3 protein-coding genes are annotated in these 2,578 nt (G+C 69.9%); 1 reads left to right on the top strand and 2 read right to left on the bottom strand.

The genetic code is table 11. From position 1 onward, the window contains the following. Window positions 1–73 precede the first annotated feature (73 nt). Window positions 74–856, top strand: coding sequence for an SDR family NAD(P)-dependent oxidoreductase (locus CCN51_RS46520; RefSeq protein ID WP_014176971.1), 783 nt, complete (start codon window positions 74–76; stop codon window positions 854–856). Between the two features lie 16 nt (window positions 857–872). On the opposite strand, the gene CCN51_RS46515 is transcribed toward CCN51_RS46520, so the two are convergent. Together CCN51_RS46515 and CCN51_RS46510 are read right to left on the bottom strand one after the other, a co-directional pair. Beyond that, window positions 873–1,187 (bottom strand): hypothetical protein, encoded by a 315-nt coding sequence (locus CCN51_RS46515; protein ID WP_143676113.1) that lies wholly within the window; start codon window positions 1,185–1,187, stop codon window positions 873–875. Continuing rightward, a partial coding sequence (locus tag CCN51_RS46510; RefSeq protein ID WP_143676112.1) for an ABC transporter substrate-binding protein occupies window positions 1,174–2,578 on the bottom strand: 1,405 nt, incomplete at its 5' end. The genes CCN51_RS46510 and CCN51_RS46515, both read right to left, overlap by 14 nt.

Genomic DNA, 2,578 nt, shown 5'->3' with positions numbered 1-2,578 from the left:
TGACCATGACGACGCCCCGCCACTTGGGCGGGGCGCGTCACGGGCGCTGTCCCGGTGTCGGAAGGAGCAGAAAGTGCGGCGATTCGAGGGTTATGCGGTCGTCCTCACCGGCGCGGGCCGGGGCATCGGCGAGGTGACCGCCCGCCGCTTCGCCGCCGAGGGTGCCCGTGTGCTGATCACCGACCTCGACGGCGAGCGGGCCGCGAAGGCGGCCGCGGCGATACGGGCCGACGGCGGCGAGGCCGAGTCGCTGGCCTGCGACGTGGCCGACCGTACGGCGGTCGAGGCGGCCGTCGCACACGCCGTGGACCGCTTCGGCGCGCTCGACGTACTCGTCAACAACGCCCTGTCCTGCACCCCCGACACCCCACTCTTCGAGGACCAGCTGGACGACGCGTGGCACCAGGACCTCGACATCACCCTGACCGGCGCCTTCCGCTGCGCCCGCGCCGCGCTGCCCCACCTGGCCGCGGCGGGCGGCCGGGGCGCGATCGTCAACGTCGGCTCGGTCAACGGCGAGCGGGACTTCGGCAACCACGCCTACAGCGCCGCCAAAGCCGGCCTGGCCAGCCTCACCCGCACCCTCGCCGGCCACGCCGCCCAACGCGGCGTCCGCGTCAACCTCGTCGCCCCCGGCACCATCCACACCCCCAACTGGGACGGCCGGGAAGACGCCCTCGACCGCGCCGCCCGCGTCTACCCCCTGGGCCGCGTCGGCGAACCCGCCGACATCGCCGCCGCCATCACCTTCCTGGCCTCCTCCGACGCTTCCTGGATCACCGGCGTCACCCTCCCCGTGGACGGCGGCCTGCTGATGAGCAACGTGGGCCTGCGGGCCGCCATCGCGGGGGAGTGACGGCCTCCCGATCACCTCAAGGCTGCTGGATCATCCGCCACATGACGTCCACGGGCAGCGCCGGATGTCCGGCCGCCTCCTCCGCGGTGGCGGGATCCCGCAACAGCCGCACCAGCACCGGCACCGGCAGGCCGGGGTGGCGGAGGACCGAGGACGGCCGCTTGCGCCACAGAAGGTGACGCGAGCGGCCCAGCAGAGCGCGCCGCAGGTCGTCGGGTACGGCCGGGTTGGCCCCCAGCCCCTGCGCCCACATCTCGCGCAACGGCTCCGTGGGCCCCGGCCCCTCGAACAGCGACTCCCACGCGGCCGCCCCCGGACTACGGCGAGACACCCAGCGACGCGAAGTCGTAGCTGCCCGAATACGCGTCGGTCGTATAGACGTTGGTCAGCCGGGTGCCGCGCCAGGCGTAGCCCTTCTGGAAGAACAGGGGGACATACCCGGCGGTGTCGGAGATCTTCTTGTTGATCTGGGCGTAAATCTTCCCGGCCTTCTGGGGGTCTTGTTCGGCGATCGCGTCGTCGAAGAGGCCGTTGATGGACTTGTCATCCAGCTGGGCGAAGTTGTAATTGCCAGTGGGCAGGATGAAGCGGCCGTCGGCCAGGGGCTGCAGGAATCCCTGGCCGGTCGGGAAGTCGGGCAGCCACCGCCCGATGATGATGCCGTAGCCCTTCTTCTTGACAGTCGAGGGCGAGCCCACGGTCCTGTAGTACTGGCTGAATTCGATCTGCTGGATGGCGATCGTGATCCCGACGGACTTCAGCGAGGACTGCAGCGCCTGGGCGGTGGTGAGGTCGTCGGAGTTTCCGGTGCGCACCGCGAGGGTGGTCCGGAAGCCGCCCGGCTTGCCGCAGGCCTTCAGTTCCTTCTTCGCCTTGGAGATGTCCGCCTTTCCGTCGTTCGCCAGGACGTCGTACGGGTCGTCGCTGGGGTCCGCCCCCTCGATGCCCGGCGGGAGCATGTTCGGGGCGATCTCACCGCCGCCGACGGGGCCGCCGAGGGCCGTCTGCACGGACCGCCGGTCCGTCCCGTAGACGATCGCCTTGCGGCAGTGGATGTTGTCCAGCGGTTTGACGGTCCGCGGCAGGGCCAGATAGCGCAGACCCAGAGTGTACGGGTCGTCCAGGTGGTTCTTGAGCGGGCTGTTGACGGCCCTGGCGCTGGCATCCTTGGGAAGCGAGGCCGGTTCGAGGTCCACGTCGTAGGCGCCCGCGAGGAGCTGCTGGCCTCTGGTCGAGTCGTTCGAGACGAAGTCGACCGTGATCCGGTCGGGCAGGGCGGCGCGGACCGGGTCGGAGCTCTGGTTCCACTCGGTGTTGCGGACCAGCTCCAGCGATTTGTTCGGCGCGTACGAGCCGAATTTGTACGGCCCGGAGGAGAACGGGTGCTCGGTGTACTTGGCCTTGGTGTCCTTCGAGCTCGGCACGGGCGAACCGGCCGGCATCGCCAGCATGTGCTCGAAGTCGCCGTTCGGCTCGGCCAGATGGAAGACGATGGTCTTGCTGTCGGGGGTGGCGATGGCCTTCAGGCCCAGCTTGTCGTCCTTGTAGGGGCCCTTGTACTTGCCGCCGGGGTCGAGGACCTGCTTGAGGTAGGCCGGGCCGCCGGAGATGACGTCGGGGGCCCAGGCCCGCTCGATACCGTATTTGACGTCCTCGGAGGTGATGGGCGAGCCGTCTTCCCAGGTGATCCCGTCGCGCAGGGTGTAGGTGTACGTCTTGCCG

Origin of the sequence: Streptomyces milbemycinicus, from assembly GCF_002154605.1 — a bacterium.
In the GTDB taxonomy this organism is placed as follows: Bacteria; Actinomycetota; Actinomycetes; order Streptomycetales; family Streptomycetaceae; genus Streptomyces; species Streptomyces milbemycinicus.
The sequence above is the reverse complement of the archived record's forward strand: the minus strand, read 5'-3'. Positions and strand labels throughout refer to the sequence as shown.